This is a genomic window from Bacillus sp. MYb209 (assembly GCF_002975175.1).
Lineage (GTDB): Bacteria > Bacillota > Bacilli > Bacillales > Bacillaceae_G > Bacillus_A.
Window position 1 is genome coordinate 430630 of record NZ_PCNZ01000001.1, and the last position, 18697, is coordinate 449326.

Sequence of the window (18697 nt, forward strand, 5' to 3'; positions counted from 1 at the left end):
ATCCTTTCTTTCTATTATATTAACGATTATCGATCGTTTCTGGATATAAATCGTGATTCATCATGCGGTAGTCTGCCATTTTCTCATACTTAGTTCCTGGGCGGCCGTAGTTACAGTAAGGATCGATTGAAATACCACCACGTGGTGTAAATTTCCCCCATACCTCAATATAGCGTGGATCCATTAATTTAATTAAATCATTCATAATAACGTTCATGCAATCTTCGTGGAAGTCACCATGATTTCGGAAGCTAAATAAATATAGCTTTAAAGATTTACTCTCTACCATTCTTTGTTCTGGAATGTAGCTAATATAAATTGTTGCAAAATCTGGTTGTCCTGTTTTCGGACATAAACTTGTAAATTCAGGACAATTGAATTTTACAAAGTAATCACGGTTTGGATGGTTATTATCAAATACCTCTAAAATTTCCGGGCTATATTCAAATAAATATTTTGTATTTTGATTTCCTAATAATGTTACATCTTTTAAATCTTCATCTAATCTTCCTGCCATTTTAAACATCCCTTCTCATTATACCCCTCGTTTATTTCCCCATACTAACGCATGAAGCTGAGGCAGTACTTTCGCATCATTCATTTCTTTACAATTCACAGCTTTTTCAATAAGCCACTCATATTTTTCTAATAGTTTTTTTATAAGCACCGCATCATCCACTGTTTTCGTATCATCATTCCCTACTTGTAAGAAAAACGGTACATTCGGATAACGCTCGTGCATCTTAACTGCATATTCAAAATCTTGATTATCGAATACTACTACTTTTAAACTAAAATCTTTCCCTGCTAGTTTATGAATAACAGAATCTAACATCTGAAAATCTGTTTTCATAGTTGAACTTGGTGGTTTTGGAGAAATCGTTACCTCATCAATTTGAAGCAACCAATCTTGCCATTTACTCCCTTGCGTTTCTACCGCTGTTCGCATTCCATTCTCCGTTAATATAGAAAGAAGAAATTGCATATTTTTCAGCAAAACAGGATTTCCACCCGAAATCGTAACATGAGAAAAATTTTCTCCACCAATTTCTACAAGCTCATTCCAAATGTCTTCCGGTGTCATTTGTTTAATTTGATCTTTGGCCGATCCATCCCATGTAAAAGCAGAATCACACCAAGCACAGCTATAATCACAGCCTGCTGTACGGATAAACATTGTCTTTTGTCCTACAACCATCCCTTCTCCTTGAATGGTCGGACCAAATATTTCTAAGACGGGGATTTTACTCATCGAGCATCCACTCCCGTCTTACTTCCGCATAACTAGTCGGCGTCTCAAAAAGACGAACAAATTCAACACGAGCTCCCTTGTATTCGTTCGCACGATTATCTTTCGTTAATGCTTCTGCCATCTTTTCATAAATCCAAACGACCATATTTTCAGCAGTCGTATTCATTTCTGGCAATGTTTCGTTTAAATAACGATGATCTAAATAAATTTCTATTTCATTTTTCCAAATCTCTTTTATATCTCCAAAGTCAATTGCAAGGCCTATTTCATTTACATATCCGCTAATTCCAAATACGACTTTATATGTGTGACCATGTAAATTTTTACATTTCCCTTCATAGCAGTGTAAATGGTGCGCTGCGTCAAATGTAAATTCCTTGCTGACCATTACTCTTTTATTATGATATTTGAGTTGTTCACGTTGAATATCCTTGTCCATTTTTTGTAAATTTTCTACGATGCGAAATCCAAAAAAGTTATCCATTAGTTGCTCGCTCCTTCGCGTTCTTGTAGATACGTATCTAATCCTGCTTTACGAAGTTGACATGCTGGACATTCACCGCAACCATCACCAATGATTCCGTTATAACATGTTAATGTTTTTTCTCTAACAAACTCAAATGCTCCAAGTTCATCAGATAATTTCCATGTCTCTGCTTTATCAATCCACATAAGTGGTGTATGAATAACAAACGGATAATCCATAGATAAATTTAATGTAACGTTTAATGATTTCACAAACACGTCACGACAATCTGGATAACCACTGAAATCAGTTTCACATACACCCGTTACAATATGACGTGCTCCAACTTGTTTTGCTAATACAGCTGCAAATGATAAAAATAGTAAATTTCGTCCATCTACAAATGTTGATGGCAATTCACCTTCTTCATGTGTAATCTCCATATCCGTTCTCGTTAACGCATTTGGAGCAAGTTGATTTAATAAACTCATATCTAGTACCGTATGTTTAATTCCTAACTCTTTCGCGATTTCCGTTGCACAATCAATTTCTAACTTATGACGTTGATTGTAATTAAACGTTACAACTTCCACTTCTGCAAACTGTTGTATTGCCCAAAATAAACATGTTGTACTATCTTGTCCACCACTAAAAACAACAACTGCTTTTTCTTTTTTCATTTCACTCATTCTCCTTCTCTACTACGAATAAGAAGAAAGAACGTTCTTGAACTGTCACAATAAAAAAACAAGACAATACCTAAGGATATTGTTGTTTCCATAGTTTTTTATAGAGGGAGTTCGCGAACCTCTCCCATGCAGTGCACGGAATTTCTTCTTTCATTGACAAAGATTATTGTAACATATTGTATACTACCAGAAAAAATTTCTGATTTTTTCCGCTATTTCATATTTTATTTCTTTCATTTTATAGTATGATTAATTTAATGTGAGAAGAGAGGAGGCATCCCACTGAAACTCTTTATTATTTATCTCTTTTTAAATATATTATCCATCCTTGTTACAATGCTTGTATATCATTTATTTTGGAATCAAAAAGGGAAACGCTCTCCTAAATTAAATTCAGCTATGTTTATTGTATTATGTTGCCTCGCTACCATACTATGTATCACTTTCGCAGCAAAAACAAACTATGGATTTCAATTTGATATGCGTCATATCGTATTAATTGTCGGTACATTAACAGGAGGTCCTATTGCCGGTGCTTCCATCTTAGCTGTATTAAACATATACCGCTTCTTATTAGGAGGAATAGGTGTTTTCCCATCCTTTATCGCTTCGGTTCTACTATTCATTGTTCTACTATTAACATACAAACTGTTTAACCGAAGTTCTAATCGTATAAAAATAGCACTCGCTATCTTTTACAGTCTTATATTCGGATTTGGCTGGATACCATTTTTCCTTTCAGAGGTTACAAATACGGCAGATTATATACCACATATTATCGTGTACGAACTATGTACGATACTTGGTACAATCCTTATTTTATATTTGCTACACATATTACAAACGCAAGTTCGTCTCCAAAATGAACTTATGAATGCTGAAAAATTTCATTTAATCGGTGAAATGGCAGCTTCTATCTCTCATGAAATTCGCAACCCTTTAACTTCAACGAAAGGATTTTTGCAACTTTTACAGTCAGATACATGTTCTGAGAAGGAACGAAAATTATATATCGACATAGCCATTAATGGTATCGAACAAGCAAATCATGTTCTTACAGACTACTTAACTTTTGCAAAACCGAGTATTGAAAAAGAACAACAATTACAAGTAGAGGAAGAATTACTTCATGCGTTATCTTTAATTACACCTCTCGCCAATTTAACAAATGTTCGTATACATTACATAAAACAAAGTACATCTTTCTTTATAGCTGGTGAAAAGCAAAAGCTGAACCAATGCTTATTAAATATTTTAAAAAACTGTATTGAGGCTATGCCTAACGGTGGTGACCTTATTCTTACATTAGTTCCAGACCATAAACATATACAATTATATATAAAAGATACAGGTATTGGTATGGATCAAGAACAAGTAAAACGCCTTGGGTCACCTTTCTACTCGACGAAAGAAAAAGGGACCGGACTCGGGATGATGGTCGTCTTCAGTGTTATTCAAGCAATGAATGGAAAGGTTGATATTATTAGTGAAAAAGGAACAGGTACAACATTTTTATTAACTTTCCCAATCATACAAAAAACGTGATGAAGTTCATCACGTTTTTTCTGTTCCTTCAACTAATTCTGCAAAAGCTTTCACCTTTCCATGCGGCTTTTGATTTTCTTTCCGAGCTTTCCAAGCGCGCTCTTCTTCTCTCTTTTTCTTTGACATACTTTTCAACTCCTTTTTCTCTTCCTCATGTAGTATTCCAAAATAAGAAATAAAACTATGCATGAGTAAAAAAGGAAAAGAAGCGGTTCGCCGCTTCTTTTCCTTTTTCTCGTTATTTGATAGCAGCCCGATTGTTGCGGACTAATAATCAGTGATATGCCCCCTGATTAAAGTTTCACTTTACCGCTGTAAAATTGCATGTTTCGCTTCTTTTAGCTGTGTAAGATGTCTTTGTTCGTGTAAATCCAGAAATTGAACCCATTGATATAAATTCAAATCATTAAAAATAGGATGTTTTAATCCATTTTCAAATAATTCTTTTTCATCTATCACACTATGAAGTGCATGAAATAATTCTTGTCGTGAATGCTCTAGTAATTGAATTCCTTGCAGTTTTTTCATTAATGTTTCTGTTGGTTTCATTTGTTGAGGAGCTTCCCGTTTATGTGTGCGATCAAGCGTAAGTTGGAGGTCTTTAAATGGAGCAAGTTTTCTTTCTTTTTTTTGCAAAGCATATACAAGGGCAGATGTGACAGACTGTTCAACTAAATGCAAATGATGCAAAATTTGAATAATACTCCATTTATCACGGCGTGGCTTTACATTCACCTCCGTATCATTTAACATTTCAATTTCTGATAACAGCGTGCTTCGTGTAGACTGTAATGAGTGAACTAAAGTTTCTAAACTAACATCCATATTAGATTGAAGCATAGTGCTTTCCCCCCTTTTGTTGGTGAAAAGGGGTGCTCCCCATTAGAAACACCCCTAAATGATTCTGAATTTTCTTTTATTATCTCATCATTTTTCCATTATGTCGATGTTAAACATGTGAAAAAAGTGCATGTTTTTTACAATTTTGTGTCGTCAACAGCACGTAACCACGCTTCAATTTCTGTAATTACACTTTTTACACACCCCTCAGCGAATGGTGATGTTAAATTTGCAACTTCTACTAATTCTAAGAATGATTTACTTCCACCTTGTTGACAAAGATTTACATAATCTTCCCAAGCCTCTTGTCTATTATCTCTTGCACGTTTCCAAAATTGCAGTGCACAAATTTGAGCTAACGTGTAGTCAATATAATAGAATGGTGAGCTATAAATATGGCCTTGACGTTGCCAGAAACCACCACGCTCTAAATAATCATTATCTTCATAATCACGATGTGGTAAATACTTCTTCTCTATGTTACGCCATGCTGACTTACGTTCTGCTGGCGATGCTTCTGGATTTTCATATACATAATGTTGATATTCATCTACAGATACACCGTACGGTAAAAATAGAAGTGCTGAACTTAAGTGTGAGAAGTAATATTTATCCGCATCTTCTTCAAAGAATAACTTCATCCATGGCCATGTAAAGAATTCCATACTCATTGAATGGATTTCACACGCTTCATATGTTGGCCAATTATATTCTGGAATTTCATACTTACGACTTTCATATACTTGGAAAGCATGACCAGCTTCATGCGTTAATACATCAATGTCACCAGACGTTCCATTAAAGTTTGAGAAGATGAATGGTGCTTTATAATTCTCGATATATGTACAATATCCACCACCAGCTTTTCCTTTTTTCGCAACTAAATCTAATAAATCATTATCTAGCATGAAATTAAAAAATTCATCTGTTTCAACTGATAATTCTTTATACATCGTTTTCCCGTGATTAATAATCCAATCGGCATCGCCTTTTGGATTTGGATTACCTGTAGCAAACTCAAAGTTTTCATCATAATAAGCGAGCTTTTCTACACCAATGCGTGCTTTTTGTCTATTTCTTAACTCGGTTGCAACCGGAACGATATAATCTAATACTTGCTGACGATAGTTCGCTACCATTTCAGCATTATAATCTGTACGATACATTCTTGCATATCCTAATTCAACAAAGTTTTTAAAACCAAGTGTTTTTGCGATTTTCGTTCTCACTTTAACAAGCTCATCATAAATACGATCTAACTCTTCCTCATTCCCAGCTAAAAATCCGTAGTATGCTTCACTTGCTGCTTTACGTTCGCTTCTTTCTTTTCCTTGCATAAACGGAATAAGTTGCGATAACGTTCTTTCTTCTCCTGCAAAGTCAATTTTTGCAGATGCTAATAACTGTGTATATTGTGAAGACAATTTATTCTCTAATTGTAAATCTTTCACTACTTCATCTGAATATGTTTTTAAATCACATTTAGCTAGAGCAAATAATTGCTTTCCATAATACGCTTCTAATTCTTCACGGAATGGCGAATTAATTAACGCCTTATAATATTTTGTTCCATAGCCTTGTACAACTGGTGAGTATTCATCAAAGAAATCTTGCTCTTCCTTATAAAAAGCATCTGTCGTATCAACAGAATGGCGAATGTAACAAAGATTCCCCATTGTACCAAAATCATTACGAATTTCATTAATTGAATTAATTAATTGTTTTTGTTCTTCAAGCGTTTTTGCCTTATCGAACTTTTCTAAAGCAACAATAAACTTCTCTTTTAATTCTTCAATATTTGGCCGTTTATATTCATAGTCTTTAAATGACATGAACGAGCCCCCTCTCCATTATATGCATCATTACTATAATTCAATTCTTACTTACAAATCTCCTCTTATTCTTCAGCAAAATGCGGTAGATGATGTCATAAATACATGCACACAAAAAAGCCTTGGATTTCTTTATCCAAAGCTCCTTTGGAACATATCATCATTTTTCATACTTTCCAATTTTTTTCAATAGCTCGAGTAATTCATCCTTCTCATCCTTCGTTAACATTTCAAAAGACTGATGTATAACTTGCTCATGACCTGGAAAAATAGAAGCAATAAAGCTCTCTCCAGACTCCGTTAATTGTGCATAAATAACACGCCTGTCATTTGGACATGGAATTCGTTTTACAAGCCCTTTTTTCTCTAGCTTATCTACAACGTATGTAATGCTGCCACTAGCTATTAAAATACGTTCACCGATTTGCTGAAGTGGTTGGCCTCCTTTATGATATAGTAATTCTAATACAGCAAACTCAGTTGGATTTAATCCGTTACTTTGTATGGATTTATTTGTAGTATCCATAACAGAACGATGTACACGGGATAATGCAATAAATACTTTTAAAGATTGAGAAATGTCTTCTCGCTCATTATTTGATATCATACCATTTCAACCCTTCACTTAAATTCTCCGCAACAAAAAGAAAAGCAACGTAGCACTTCATTACAACTTCCGAATGAATATTCACTCATCCCTTTTCCTTTCCCTAATGTAATGCAAATGATTCTTGAATAAAAACATGACAATTTTAACATAGTTTATATATAATGATAATAAAAAAAGAAGGAGTACCAAATTTGAAAGTCAAATTACAAAGCATAGTTTTTTACATACTGCTTGTTATACTGCCAACGATAGGGATTGGTGCCACATTTTTTTCGTATCACACTTATCAAATGAAACAGGCAAACAACCTATCTGCTCACACTGTTCTCTTTTTATATAGAGACTATTTAGACCATCACCTTGGTGAAGCTATATCTGCCTTAGAAATGCTCGCAAAAGTCGTAGGGACCGAAACTGGAAACATCAATGGGATTAAACAGATTGTACATGATACCGATGGAAATGATGAACGTTTTTCCGGTCTATATTACGCTACGATAGATGGGATGATTACAATCGCATCCCAAGGCGATTCGCCGCCTATTGACGTTTCTGACCGCCAATACATCCAAGATGCATTGCAATCTAAGGAAACAACTGTATCATCAGTTATTACAGATCGCGTTCTTGGACATCAAGCTATTATGATTGCCTCTCCAATATTTAATAAACAAAAGGAACTCTCGGGCTTACTATTAGCAAGTTTACGCTTTGACTACATTTCAGCCTCTTTAAATGCTATTAAACCACAATATCATTTCGAAGTGACTGATAAACATGATGTAGTTTTTCTAACCGATGATAATAACGAAACAAGCGATGGGCATTCTAACATGCTTACTACCCCACTCCAAAGATTAAATTGGAAAGTCTCTGTTTCTCCGTTACCTATTCATCAACAAACTTTATACCAGTTAGTTTCAATAGAGTGTATAGCTACTTTATTTTTAATGTCTATTTTATTTTTACTTGTTCAATATATGTTATTAAAACGTCAAACAAAACTAGAAAGACAACAAAATGAACTACAAAAAATTGAATTGGTTGGAACTTTTGCAGCTAGTACAGCTCATGAAATCCGTAACCCTCTTACTGGAATTAAAGGACTCGTCGCTCTGTTAAAAGAGAAATATAAAGATGAACAGGATCAGTTCTACTTTTCCATAATCGAACAAGAAATAGAACGGATTAATGAAATTGTAAGCGAATTTCTTATTCTTGGAAAGCCAACTGCCATCATTGAACAAACATATGATGTAAGAACGATTCTTAATGAGGTAGCATTAATTATCCAATCTGAAGCGAATCTACATAACATTGTATTTCATTTACATTTGCCAGACCACCCTGTTCATATACGTTGCTCAAAAGACCATATGAAACAAGTGGTTTTAAACATTACAAAAAATGCAATTGAAGCTATGGCTTCTGGTGATACATTAACCATTGTAGTAACAAACAACGAAAAACACGCACAACTGCAAATTATTGATACTGGAAAAGGGATTCCAAAACATATTCAAAAACACCTCTTTCATCCGTTCTTTACTAATAAAGATACTGGAACAGGTCTGGGGCTTGTTATATGTAAACGAATTGTAGAGATGTACAATGGGCATATATTTATTGATAGTAAAGAAAACAAAGGAACGACAGTTCATATAGAGATTCCATTACACATAGTATAATTATCCTTATCCTAAAAGGGTAATTATACTTATTTCATAAAACCAGCCACAAACATTCTCCAAAAATTGCTCGATTTCCCTTCATACCCAATTTGAAAAATAGGAACCTTTATAATTGAAAACCATTTCGGTGTTTGTTTTTCTTTGTAACGCTGATACTGTACGATAAGCTTGTCCAATTCTTGACTAACTTGAATTGTCTCCATACTATTTAACCCACTTGTTAATCCTAAATGAATCATTTCTTCACGTTTCATATGAATATCATGCGAAAGCTTTTCTAATGTGTACTTCCTTTTTACAGTAAACATCCATATCCCCCTTATTTTTCTTCCATACTCTCAACGTCTCTTCTACTTTAGCCCTTTAAACACTTAATCTTATTTGAATTTGAAGAATCAGAAATTTTAACATTTTCCCCCTGTAATTTACAAATCTTTACCCTCACTTTGAGAATTATTACAAATTATTCTATCTTTGTAAATACATTCGCAATAATAGACATTTTTTTCATCTTCTTTTTTGTAAATACTCAGTAAACAGTGGGTTCTCTATTTTTAATGTACTTTTCTTCGACATTTTTTGTTTAATTTATATAAAAACGCAAAACATAATGATGATTGATAAAATAGAAAGGAAATATTTATATGCGCAAATATACCATTGCATTTCTCGTCTTCACCCTGTTCATACCCTTCTTCTTATTTCCTATTCAAGCAAACGCTCATACGAATAAGGTTGCTATTGTCATCGATGATTTCGGCAATAATATGAAAGGCACAGATAAGATGTTATCACTTCCAATTCCACTCACTGTTGCTGTTATGCCATTTCTTCCTTCTACTAAGCAAGATGCAATAGCTGCCCATAAAAAAGGGCATGAAGTTATTATACATATGCCCATGGAACCAATTAGAGGAAAAAAAGAGTGGCTTGGACCAAAAGCGATTACAACAGATTTAAGCGATGAGGAAATAAACAACCGACTCGAACAAGCAATTCAAGAAATACCTCATGCAATAGGAATGAACAATCATATGGGATCAAAAGTAACCGCTGATGAAAGGATTGTACGTCTTATACTTTCTGCCTGTAAAAAACACGGTTTATTTTATTTAGATAGTAAAACAAACCCTAATAGTGTTGTCCCAAAAATCGGTAAAGAATTAGGCGTGCCTATTATTGAAAATCAATTATTTTTTGATGATGTATATACGGTAAGTCACATTTCAAAACAAGCACAATTACTCATAAAAAAAATCCAAGACAAACCCATTATGGTAGCTATCGGACACGTTGGGGCTCCAGGTGAAATTACATCACGTGTTATAGAAACTTCTATTCCTAAAATTCGTGAGCATGCAGACTTTATTTTTTTATCTGATTTAGCATTGTCTCCACCTTCTGTTTCAAAATAAGATTCATTTCTCGCACTAAAAAAGATACCTATCTACACATAGCAGATAGGTACCTTTCCTTTTCAACTTAAATATAATCTACATGACTCACCCTGAATCCCTTTTTCTCTATCTTTTCAATTAATTGCTTTAATTTTTTTTCATTTAACTCATCCGATATATTTACGATAACACGGCGAATATATTGATCACCGTTATCAAGCGTAAACAGTCCACCGATATTATATGCTTTTAATAATGTCCCAAGCTCTTTAATTGTTCCCTTACAATCTTGTGTTGCAATTGTTAATATATAACCACCCGTCCGCATACCGAACGAATCCTCAATAACATCAAATACATTAGAATGTGTTAAAATGCCGACAAATTCATTATACTCATTTAAAACCGCTAAAAACGGGAGACGACGAATAACGTAAAAAGCTCTAAAAAAAGAATCCTTTTCAAAAATAAACGAATTTGGACTTTCCAGTACATCTTTTGTACTTACATCCTCTAATCTGCTATTACACTTCTTTTCTAAAAGATCTACTTTATAAATAATCCCCGTGAATTCCTTCTCATTTTCTGCTAATACAGGGATTGCGCGAAATCCCGTTTCATTCATAATTTGTAACGCCTTTTCACCAGAATCATTCGTTTTGCAAAATGTCACCTGCTGTTTTGGCAGAAAATGATATTTAACTCGCAAAATATGTTCCTCCTTACATGTCAACATGTAATCTATATATAATAAGGAGACCTATATTTTATGAGTGAAATTTACTTTTAAAACGCTTTCATTTTTATGGGATTTTAATCTCTGTGAATACATCTTTATATAACAGAACTTTTTGCCCCTTTTATCATTAAAAGCTTTACGTGATAGTTCATTAAATACTCTATACCTTCCAACCATTTTTTCGCTTCTTCTGGGGTTTTCCCCCACACGATCATTCCGTAATTATGAACAAGGACTACTCCTCCACCTTCAATAAAATTTGGAACATTATTTTCTAATAAATTAGCGAATTTTTTTTCATCTTCTACAATTGGAATTGTCATTTCTGTAATACCATCTTTTCCAAAAACACGTTCCACACTGCGTTTTTCGAATGTTACTTCTCCTTCTTTCCCATATAGCTCTGACATTAAATGACTATCTACAGTCTGTACTTGTAAAATGCATTCTGCACTACTTTTTTTATAAATATCCGCATGCATAAATGACTCTGTAGCTGGTTTTTCTTCCTTTTCAAATACTGGCTCACACATGCAATTTACGACAATAAAATCTTCGTCAGAAAATACCCCTTTATCTCTTCCCTCTACATTCACTAAAAATGTTAATGGCTCTTTTGACGTACACATCGATAAACTAATTTTTGTACCATAAAACCAATCGCGAAGTGCCAATTCTGCTTTCACATCTTTTAATTCGTTCCATTTCTTCAGAAAAAATAACATTTCGTCACCCCCGGCGTAATATTAATATAATGTTCAAATCCTTTCTATATAAAAGGATTATTTTTTTGATTATTCTAAAAATTTAATTGAATTATCACACGAGAATGCCTTTTTGTCAATATGGTTTCAGCACCTATCGGAAAAATAGGCCTATCACATGTAAGCACTCCTGTCTATTTAGTACTTGATTTTGTACATATAAAAAATACGTTATTCTTCTTATTAAAGAATAACGTATTTTTCTCATTTATTATTTTTTTATTGCCTTATACAGAAATTGCGCATATTGCTCACGTGTTACGAAATCATCCCCTAAAAAGTTCCCATTCCCGTCACCTTTTGATATATTATTATCCACTAAAGCTTTCACATATCCTTCTGCCCAATGACCTGTTGGTACGTCTGTAAAGTTCTCCAAATCATTTTCATTTTCATTTAACTGAAATACTTTTTGTAATACTACTGACATCTCGTACCTAGTTAATACTCCTTCTGGACGAAACTTCCCTGTACCATCTCCTTGCATAATTCCAGCTTGTGCAACTGTAGCAATATCTTGCTCAAACATATGCCCTTTCGTATCAGTAAACATCTCTTTCTGCTCTACTTTATTTTCTAATTTCAAGTACCTTTGTACTAAAGACGCAACTTGTCCACGAGTAATATTATCCCCAAATCCAAATTGTCCATTTCCATATCCTTTAAAAATATCTTCTTTCGCTAAATAGTTAATTGCTTTTTCTGACCAGTGACCCTTTGGCACATCTTTAAATTCTACTACTTCTATTTTCTCATCTTCTTTAGACGTATTGTCCTCTTTACTTTCTACTACATTTTGAATAACAGAACCTGTGAAAAAGATTCCTGTATCTGCAAATGGGTCTTTCACACCAAATTCATATACTTTCTCACCCGGTGTACTCCACTTAACTACATCGTTACTATACGTACCATCTTCACTCTTCAAACGAATTTTTGTAGAGATTTTACCATCTTTTTCGTATACAGGTACTTTCACTTCTTTATTTACTTCTGTTTCCGCTAAAAATATTTTTTGATTTTGAACATTAATGTAAGCTGTCTTACTTAACTCCACAACTGGTCTAACATCGCGAATTTCATTTGCAACAAAACTTAGAAATACTAACTTTTTCAAATTGCTAACTGGTGTTAAGTCTGAAATATAATTTGCTTCTAAATCAAGTTTTTGTAAGTTTACTAGACTTGATAATGGAGTAATATCCTTTAACTCATTGTTAGGTAAGTTTAAAACTTTCAACTGTGTCATCTTACTTAGAGGAGTAACATCTTTTATTTCATTTTTCCCAATCCATAACTCTTGTAATTGATTCAATTGATCAATTCCTGATAAATTTTTAACTTTATTACGCGTTAATACTAAATCTTTTAACGGTAACGTATAAAGCGGTGTAATATCTTCAATTTGATTTCCTGCTAAAGATAAGTATGTTACATTTTTTAACTTACTTAACGGAGCAACGTTTGAAATTTTATTGTTTGCCACATTCAAGTAATCTAATTGTTCCATTTTCGCTAATGGTATTACATCCTCAATTTGATTTCCTGCTAAAAATAAACTTGTTACATTTTTCATTTCCGTTAGTGGTGCAACGTTCGTAATTTTATTATTACTTAAATCAAGAGAATCTAAATTATCCATCTTAACAAGTGGTGTTACATCTACAATTTCATTAGCGCGTAAAGCCAAATGTTTCAATTGCTTTAAGCTCGTAAAGAACGACGGATCTTTTATCTTCGCATTTGCAACTGTTAAAGATTTTAAATTTGGCATATATTTCAATGCACTATAATCAAGAATCTCATTCGTATTTAAAAACAAGTCATTTACTTGTAATAACTCTTCTTTCGTAATTGGTGTATTTAAATCTTTTCTATTAAATACTTTTTTATTAACAAGTTCTCTTAGTTTCTTATCTGTTATCATGTTTTGACTATCAACTGGAGTATCCGTTTCCGTATTGCCTGAATTAGAGTTATCATCTGGTTTCTCTGTTTCTTTGTCGCCTAAAGTTGGATCTTTAATTTCAAATTGAACTTGATATTTATGATCATATCCAATAGCCGGAATAAGTATATGCATTTGCATATTATGCTTCTTCTCAAATTCACCAATTTCAAATTGAACTACTTTCGTCCCATTTTTCCTCTTATCTTCTGACAAAACTTTCACATCATGAAATACACCTGGTTGGTTTCTATCTTCTATTCTAAGATATTGAAAATAATCACTATCTTGTACTGTTGCAGTAACAACCTTTTTATTGTTTTCAATCGTCACTTTAGGATCTTTTATGTATTGAGAAACCATAGATGGTTCATCTTTTTGATCTTTATATATTTTAATTTCAGCATCATATATACGATCACTTACTGTTACTCCTGATTTAGTTGCTTCCATTGTAACTGCTGCTAATGCTGGAGTAGAGTATGCAGCAAATGGAATAGCTAATGATGTGGCTACTAATAGAGCCCTAATATGACTTCTTTTCAAAATAATATCCCCTTATCTTATATATATTTTAATTGATAACCAATATCAATTATATACAAATAAATGATAATGAATATCATTTTCAATGTCAATAGTAATATTACAAATGCTTTTATTTTCTTTTAATGCGCAATAAAAAAACCCTTTATTCAAAGGGCCTTTTTACCTATCGTATGAAGGATTTCACTTTTTTCTTTCTCATTAATAACACCAATCTTCTGCAAAATATTCGTGTAAACTACAAGCTTATTATATATTCGTTCCGACATTCCCGTCCCCTCTTTCCTTCAGCCAACTTTTTTTCTATTGGTAAATTATATGAAGGAAGCGAGAAAATGTGTCCACTTTTTTTGCACGAATACAAACCTTTATTACTCATTATTCATGAGCATCTCAACATTCACGTTAAACATTACTAATAATTAAAGAGAGATGGAATTTCCCACTGATTGTTAGCAAACTGTCCATTGAATATTATGCTTTTTGACTTCTTCTTCAAAACTATAGGGCATTTTCTTATCACAAATAACATGTTGAATACGAGAAAATCCTGCTATTCGGTAGTTCCCTTTTACGCCTACCTTTGTATGATCACATAAAATATACGTTTTCTCCGATAATTTAATCATCGCTTCTGACAGTTTCGCTTTTTCTAATTCAAAGCTGGAAACCCCAAAGCTAGGTAACAATCCATCAATCGAAACGAATGCTTTATGAAAATGGAATTGATGAATTACTTGCTGTGAAATAGACCCCGACACACGTGAATGTTTTGGAGATACTTTCCCGCCTATAAATAAAACTTCACCGTGAAACAACTTTTTATTAATAGAAGATATTAATTGTGTCGCTACTGGAAAAGAGCTCGTAACAATCGTTAAATTTTTACGATGAACAAGATATGGCACCATTTGAAGTGGTGTACTTCCATCATCAATCGCAATAACATCTCCATCTTCGACAAACGTTGCTGCTTTATACCCAATTCTTTTCTTCTCTTCTATATGCAGCATCTCTCGTTCTAACATCGGTGCCTCTATCCCAGCTCCCGGAAGTTGAACGGCTCCACCGTATACTTTCTTCAATTTTTTTTCACGATCTAATTCTTCTAAATACCGACGAATCGTCTCTGTTGATACTGCGAACTCTCTCGCCAATTCTGAAACTTTTACTTTCCCTTTAAACTCTACCTTTTCAAGAATTGTCCTCTTTCTTTCTTCACCTACTACAGACATAGACTCACCCCATTTATATCTACCTCATAAACTGCCTTACTTATACAAAGTTATAATTTTCTTTTTCAGTGAAAATCTCTTCATGAATATAAATACCGCGCTTTTCTAGTTCGTCAAAAATAATTTGTGGATTTTCGAAAGCTTCTTCAGGAGTAATAACACCGACTTTATTAACTACTCCTTTTGCAATTAACTCTGTAGCGATTCCAAATGGGATACCAACATTTCTTGTATAGGCTCTTAATTTCTCCCAACCTACTACAGAACCGTCAGATAGCGGATGTGTATGGTATAAGACATGTCGCTGTTTTTGATTATTTTTCATACCTACTACTTCTACATGAAGTGCATAACCATAAAGCTCTGTTGCTTGCCCTTCTTTCGATTTTAATAGATACTTCGAAATACAATCCATAATACCAATTTCTTTACCGTTTATTTCAATTTGATCATTACGCAATATACCATAATCATATAAAGCACGAACGAGCTGCATATTTTGCTCTGGCCAAGTACCTCTCGTTTCTATTAGCCCAACACCTTTATCCTCCAGTGCCTTCGCTAACGTAATCGTTTCTGAATGCGGGATTATATACTGCATTGTTTTTCCGTAAGGTGCTGGTAATTCAATTTCTCTCGGGCGCGCAAACGGAGGTACTTGCTGAAATTCACCTTCCTCATACACTGTACGCGTCGGCAAATGTGGATCATACTCATATGTCGTTGTCTCTGTAATTGATGCAGAAAAAGCAATTGGACGATACGAGCCATGACTTACTCGAACTGACTCTACAGTATCTAACTGATTTGCTGCATGCATGGCCATCATTTGCGTTACACCTGGTGTCATACCAAATCCAGGTAAACATGTTGTTCCATGTTGAACAAATTTAGAGTGGGATTCATTTTCTTCACCAAATCCATTTAAGTTCACACCGTGACAGCCGGCATCTGCGATACAGCGAGTAGACAATCCATTTAACTTTATCGTCGTACCATCCATTACAATGTCATACCCTTTCATTTTTGCGACCGTATCCTCATGATTTGTCACATCGACTTTCACAAAATCAACACGAGAATCATTTAACCACTCTACTACTTTTCGGCCTTCCTCTTCATTAAAATCGGCTACCGTAATCGTCTCAAAAGATGAAAATTGAACTAAATCTAAAATTGCTTCACGACAAATTTTACCTGCTCCACCTAAGCAAAATACTTTCACCCTATAACAACCCCTTTAGCAATACTATCAACTAAGCGAATAATATCTTCTTCATGTACATCACCGATATTTCCAATGCGGAACGTATCTACTTTCGAAATTTTACCTGGATAAATAACAAATCCATATCGCTTTAATTCATTATACAACTGCTGAAATTCAAATCCTTCACCTGGGTAAATGAAAGATGTAATAATAGGAGATTGATATTTTTCATCTACTAATGGCTTAAATCCAATTTCATTCATTTTGTTCACTAGTAGTTTTTGATTGCTATAATATCGATTGTAACGAGCTCTTACCCCGCCTTCTTCTTCTAATTCCAACAATGCTTGATAGAAGGCGCGTACAATATGGGTTGGTGAAGTAAAGCGCCATTTCCCATTTTGCTCTTCCATCGTTTCCCACTGATCATATAAATCTAATGATAAAGAACGAGCTTGCCCTTTACATTTCAATAGTTCATCACGATTTGCGATGACAAAACCGAATCCGGGAACACCTTGAATACATTTATTCGCACTACTAATTAAAAAGTCAATTTGCAACTCAGCGATATCTATTTCAATACCACCGAAACTACTCATTGCGTCAACCAGTGTAACTTTTCCGTATTGTTTTCCCAATTTACATACGTCTACAATTGGATTAATAATACCTGTAGTTGTTTCACAATGAACAACTACAATATGCGTAATCTCTTTATCTTCTTGCAATAACTTTTCTACTTCTGCAATATTAGTAGGTTCCCACTCTTCTGTTTGACTGACCACCACATCTATATGTAACATCTCTGCCATTTGTACAATCCGCTTACCGTACGCACCATTTGTACAAACTAGCAGCTTTCCGTTTTTAGGAATAACAGAACCAATTACTGCTTCAACCGAAAACGTACCGCTTCCCTGCATTAAAACTGTTGTGTACTTTTCTTCTTCCTTTGTCGCTAACGATACAAGCCTATTTCTTACATCTTGCACCATCGTGTTATATTCAACATCCCACGTACACCAATCGTATAACATAACTTCTTTTACCGTTTTTGTTGTCGTCAATGGTCCTGGCGTTAATAATAAGTAGTGATTTTCATTCATGATCCTATGCCCCTTTTATGAAATAATAAGTTCTTGTTTCTCGATATGTTCAATTACGTTCTCGAGTTCCTGCATCGTTTCAATCGTAAAATGAGCCCCGTTTTCAACGAAACGATTACGAACTACTTCTATTTTTTCACGAAGCTCTAACGGATCCATATTCTCAACTTCCTCTTCCGTTAAACCGAGCTCACTACTACCGAGGATTACACCAACTGTCCACATTCCAGCATTTCTGCCCTCTTTCATATCTGACACGGTGTCTCCAACTTTTATCATATGATTCATTGGGTATACACCTAATTCCATCGCATTTTTATAACACATCCATGGATATGGACGACCTGCTAGAACATCATTTGGTGTAACAAGAAAATCGGGTTTATACCCTTGTAGTGCTGCTTCTTTTGCTACAATATCCATCATTTCTCTCGTATATCCAGTTGTTGAACCAATTTTAATGTCTCTTTCACGTAATGAAGCAATCACTTCTTTTACTCCATTAATCGGTTCTGCATAGCGTGGTAAAATAGCGAAGAGAATTTCTTCAAACTCTTCATACATCTCATGAATATCTTCTTCTATTGGTAATTGTCCGAAGACACGCTTCCACTCATTCGAAATACGGGGCATTTCCGTTAATGCCCTAACATGATCAATCTTCAATAACCCCATTGGTTTGCGAGCTTCTTCTGCTGTAATTTCAACACCGCGCTTATGGAAGATTTCCATAAATACTTCCAGTGGTGCAAAACATCCGTAATCAACTGTCGTACCTGCCCAATCAAAAATAACTGCTTCAATTTTCATTCTATCCATCACCC

General features: G+C 34.2%; 19 protein-coding genes and 1 riboswitch. Of the genes, 3 read left to right on the top strand and 16 right to left on the bottom strand.

Annotated features, from left to right (window positions below; translation table 11 throughout):
- Positions 1–19 precede the first annotated feature (19 nt).
- Genes queF through queC form a run of 4 tightly spaced genes read right to left on the bottom strand, consistent with a single transcriptional unit; the run spans position 20 to position 2398 of the window.
- The gene (queF, locus tag CQZ94_RS02435) at positions 20–517 is read right to left on the bottom strand and encodes a preQ(1) synthase (protein WP_064476718.1); all 498 of its coding nucleotides are present in this window, start codon (positions 515–517) and stop codon (positions 20–22) included.
- Positions 518–535: 18 nt separating this feature from the next.
- On the bottom strand, positions 536–1252 hold the full coding sequence (gene queE, locus CQZ94_RS02440) for a 7-carboxy-7-deazaguanine synthase QueE (protein WP_105584141.1): 717 nt from the start codon (positions 1250–1252) through the stop codon (positions 536–538).
- On the bottom strand, positions 1245–1736 hold the full coding sequence (queD, locus tag CQZ94_RS02445) for a 6-carboxytetrahydropterin synthase QueD (RefSeq protein ID WP_002011526.1): 492 nt from the start codon (positions 1734–1736) through the stop codon (positions 1245–1247). Before queD ends, queE begins: the two co-directional genes overlap by 8 nt.
- Positions 1736–2398: a 7-cyano-7-deazaguanine synthase QueC gene (queC, locus tag CQZ94_RS02450; RefSeq protein WP_105584142.1), complete on the bottom strand. Its 663-nt coding sequence runs from the start codon at positions 2396–2398 to the stop codon at positions 1736–1738. The genes queD and queC overlap by 1 nt, the downstream gene beginning before the upstream one ends.
- A gap of 93 nt (positions 2399–2491) precedes the next feature.
- Positions 2492–2535: riboswitch (PreQ1 riboswitch) on the bottom strand.
- Between the two features lie 208 nt (positions 2536–2743).
- On the opposite strand from queC, the gene CQZ94_RS02455 reads away from it, so the two are divergent.
- Complete coding sequence (locus CQZ94_RS02455) at positions 2744–3952, top strand: ATP-binding protein (RefSeq protein ID WP_105584143.1); 1209 nt, start codon at positions 2744–2746, stop codon at positions 3950–3952.
- 9 nt (positions 3953–3961) lie between these two features.
- On the opposite strand, the gene CQZ94_RS31495 is transcribed toward CQZ94_RS02455, so the two are convergent.
- The 4 genes from CQZ94_RS31495 to CQZ94_RS02475 all read right to left on the bottom strand — a co-directional run bounded on the left by CQZ94_RS31495 (position 3962) and on the right by CQZ94_RS02475 (position 7231).
- On the bottom strand, positions 3962–4078 hold the full coding sequence (locus CQZ94_RS31495; protein ID WP_000038354.1) for a DUF6254 family protein: 117 nt from the start codon (positions 4076–4078) through the stop codon (positions 3962–3964).
- 180 nt (positions 4079–4258) lie between these two features.
- On the bottom strand, positions 4259–4792 hold the full coding sequence (locus CQZ94_RS02465) for a DinB family protein (RefSeq protein ID WP_002149622.1): 534 nt from the start codon (positions 4790–4792) through the stop codon (positions 4259–4261).
- Positions 4793–4929: 137 nt separating this feature from the next.
- Positions 4930–6624 (bottom strand): M3 family oligoendopeptidase, encoded by a 1695-nt coding sequence (locus CQZ94_RS02470; protein WP_105584144.1) that lies wholly within the window; start codon positions 6622–6624, stop codon positions 4930–4932.
- 160 nt (positions 6625–6784) lie between these two features.
- Complete coding sequence (locus CQZ94_RS02475; protein ID WP_105584145.1) at positions 6785–7231, bottom strand: MarR family winged helix-turn-helix transcriptional regulator; 447 nt, start codon at positions 7229–7231, stop codon at positions 6785–6787.
- A gap of 194 nt (positions 7232–7425) precedes the next feature.
- Between CQZ94_RS02475 and CQZ94_RS02480 the strand changes: the two genes are divergently transcribed.
- Positions 7426–8922 carry a DUF3149 domain-containing protein gene (locus tag CQZ94_RS02480; RefSeq protein WP_105584146.1) on the top strand — a complete coding sequence of 499 codons (1497 nt, stop codon included), beginning with the start codon at positions 7426–7428 and terminating at the stop codon, positions 8920–8922.
- A gap of 29 nt (positions 8923–8951) precedes the next feature.
- Here the strand turns inward: CQZ94_RS02480 and CQZ94_RS02485 are convergent, their stop codons facing one another.
- Positions 8952–9233: an aspartyl-phosphate phosphatase Spo0E family protein gene (locus tag CQZ94_RS02485; RefSeq protein WP_002149628.1), complete on the bottom strand. Its 282-nt coding sequence runs from the start codon at positions 9231–9233 to the stop codon at positions 8952–8954.
- Between the two features lie 336 nt (positions 9234–9569).
- On the opposite strand from CQZ94_RS02485, the gene CQZ94_RS02490 reads away from it, so the two are divergent.
- Positions 9570–10340 (top strand): divergent polysaccharide deacetylase family protein, encoded by a 771-nt coding sequence (locus tag CQZ94_RS02490; protein ID WP_105584147.1) that lies wholly within the window; start codon positions 9570–9572, stop codon positions 10338–10340.
- 67 nt (positions 10341–10407) lie between these two features.
- On the opposite strand, the gene cbpA is transcribed toward CQZ94_RS02490, so the two are convergent.
- From cbpA to phnX, 7 genes are all read right to left on the bottom strand, one after another.
- Positions 10408–11031 carry a cyclic di-AMP binding protein CbpA gene (cbpA, locus tag CQZ94_RS02495; RefSeq protein WP_105584148.1) on the bottom strand — a complete coding sequence of 208 codons (624 nt, stop codon included), beginning with the start codon at positions 11029–11031 and terminating at the stop codon, positions 10408–10410.
- A gap of 125 nt (positions 11032–11156) precedes the next feature.
- Positions 11157–11786, bottom strand: a complete 630-nt coding sequence (locus CQZ94_RS02500) for a class II aldolase/adducin family protein (protein ID WP_105584149.1) — start codon at positions 11784–11786, stop codon at positions 11157–11159.
- Between the two features lie 250 nt (positions 11787–12036).
- The gene (locus CQZ94_RS02505; protein WP_105584150.1) at positions 12037–14319 is read right to left on the bottom strand and encodes an NEAT domain-containing leucine-rich repeat protein; all 2283 of its coding nucleotides are present in this window, start codon (positions 14317–14319) and stop codon (positions 12037–12039) included.
- A gap of 452 nt (positions 14320–14771) precedes the next feature.
- Positions 14772–15554 (bottom strand): DeoR/GlpR family DNA-binding transcription regulator, encoded by a 783-nt coding sequence (locus tag CQZ94_RS02510; protein WP_105584151.1) that lies wholly within the window; start codon positions 15552–15554, stop codon positions 14772–14774.
- Between the two features lie 40 nt (positions 15555–15594).
- Entirely contained in the window at positions 15595–16779 is a 1185-nt protein-coding gene (locus CQZ94_RS02515) for a saccharopine dehydrogenase family protein (protein WP_105584152.1), read from the bottom strand.
- Positions 16776–17873, bottom strand: a complete 1098-nt coding sequence (gene phnW, locus CQZ94_RS02520) for a 2-aminoethylphosphonate--pyruvate transaminase (RefSeq protein WP_105584153.1) — start codon at positions 17871–17873, stop codon at positions 16776–16778. The genes CQZ94_RS02515 and phnW overlap by 4 nt, the downstream gene beginning before the upstream one ends.
- A gap of 15 nt (positions 17874–17888) precedes the next feature.
- On the bottom strand, positions 17889–18683 hold the full coding sequence (phnX, locus tag CQZ94_RS02525; protein WP_105584154.1) for a phosphonoacetaldehyde hydrolase: 795 nt from the start codon (positions 18681–18683) through the stop codon (positions 17889–17891).
- Between the last annotated feature and the right edge of the window lie 14 nt (positions 18684–18697).